The 1,230-nt window shown below is 40.4% G+C and carries 1 protein-coding gene; it reads right to left on the bottom strand.

Going from position 1 to position 1,230, the window contains the following annotated elements; all coding sequences use genetic code 11:
* Positions 1-9: 9 nt before the first annotated feature.
* Positions 10-1,166 (bottom strand): IS3 family transposase gene (locus tag WDB87_RS02525; RefSeq protein ID WP_337848911.1). Its coding sequence is split into 2 segments (ribosomal slippage): positions 10-923 and positions 923-1,166, totalling 1,158 coding nucleotides; the frame shifts between segments, so codons are not numbered across the junction.
* Between the last annotated feature and the right edge of the window lie 64 nt (positions 1,167-1,230).

The raw sequence follows: 1,230 nt of genomic DNA, 5'->3' as shown, positions 1-1,230 counted from the left end.
CTGTTCTGGTCAACTCCAGCCGGACACTTTTCTTAAAGAGTTTTCATACCTTACTGGTGACTGATCATTATTAGCTGAGTGCAGCCTTTCCAGATTGTAATATTTCATATATTCAGTAACATCATTTTTCATGTGTTTACGAGTTGGCTGAGCCACTTTTAACAACCAATCATGTTTCAAGCTGCCAAAGAACCTTTCAACAACAGCGTTATCCCAACAAGCCCCCACATCACCCATGCTTGCTCGCATACCAAACTGCTTTAATAGGTTGCGATATCGCTTACTCGTATACTGAGACCCTCTATCAGAATGAAATACCAAGCCTTTGGTTGGTTTTCTTAGGTTATAAGCCCTAATCATGGCTTTCATTACTAAACCAGTCGTCATACGTTTATCAATATGCCAGCCAACAATTCGACGAGAATATAAATCCATTACAACAGCAAGGTACATCCAGCCTTCGCCAGTTTTCAGGTATGTCACATCGCCAGCCCAAATCTGATTGGGTGCTACCGGATTAAAGTTTTGGTTAAGCAAATTATCTGCAACTGCATCAGAGTGTTTACGCTTAGTTGTTACTTTATAAGCTACTCGCTGTTTAACCACTAAATTGAGCTTCTCCATTAACTTTCGAGTTTTGTAGCGCGTTATTTTAAAACCTTCTTTGCGTAAGTTCTTACATAGCTCACGGTAGCCTAAGCTTTCTCTGCTGCGTCTAAACAGCACTTTGGCTCTACGATAAAGATGCAGCTCTTTGGCCGTTATAAGCTTTGCTGGACGCGCCAGCCATGCGTAATAACTTGAGCGACTCACCTTCATAGCTGAGCATAGCTTTATAACGCGAAAAGCTTGGCTATTTTCTTTGATGAACTGATACTTTACTTCATTTCTCTCGCAAAGAAGGCGCTGGCCTTTTTTAAGATCTCTTTCTCCATTTTGAGATCTTTGTTTTCTTTTCTCAGGCGTTTTAACTCTGCGCGCTCATCTTCATTGAGCGAATTACCAGTTTGTTGCTCTTCGAATTTAGCTTTCCAATTATAAATAAGTTTGGTGGTAACCCCTAAAGAGGCTGCGGCCTCTGAAACTGAGTAGCCTTGTTCTGTTACCAGAGCGACTGCTTCTTGCTTAAATTCAGTTGTATAAGATTTATTTTTACGTCTTGTCATTTAACACCTCAATATTAGGACATTGTCCATTATTAAAGTGTCCGGCTCAATTAAACCAGTTCAA

It is taken from the genome of Pseudoalteromonas sp. C12FD-1 (assembly GCF_037414265.1).
Classification (GTDB): Bacteria; Pseudomonadota; Gammaproteobacteria; order Enterobacterales; family Alteromonadaceae; genus Pseudoalteromonas.
Note: the sequence above shows the minus strand (reverse complement) of the source record. Positions and strands in the feature narration are given on the sequence as shown.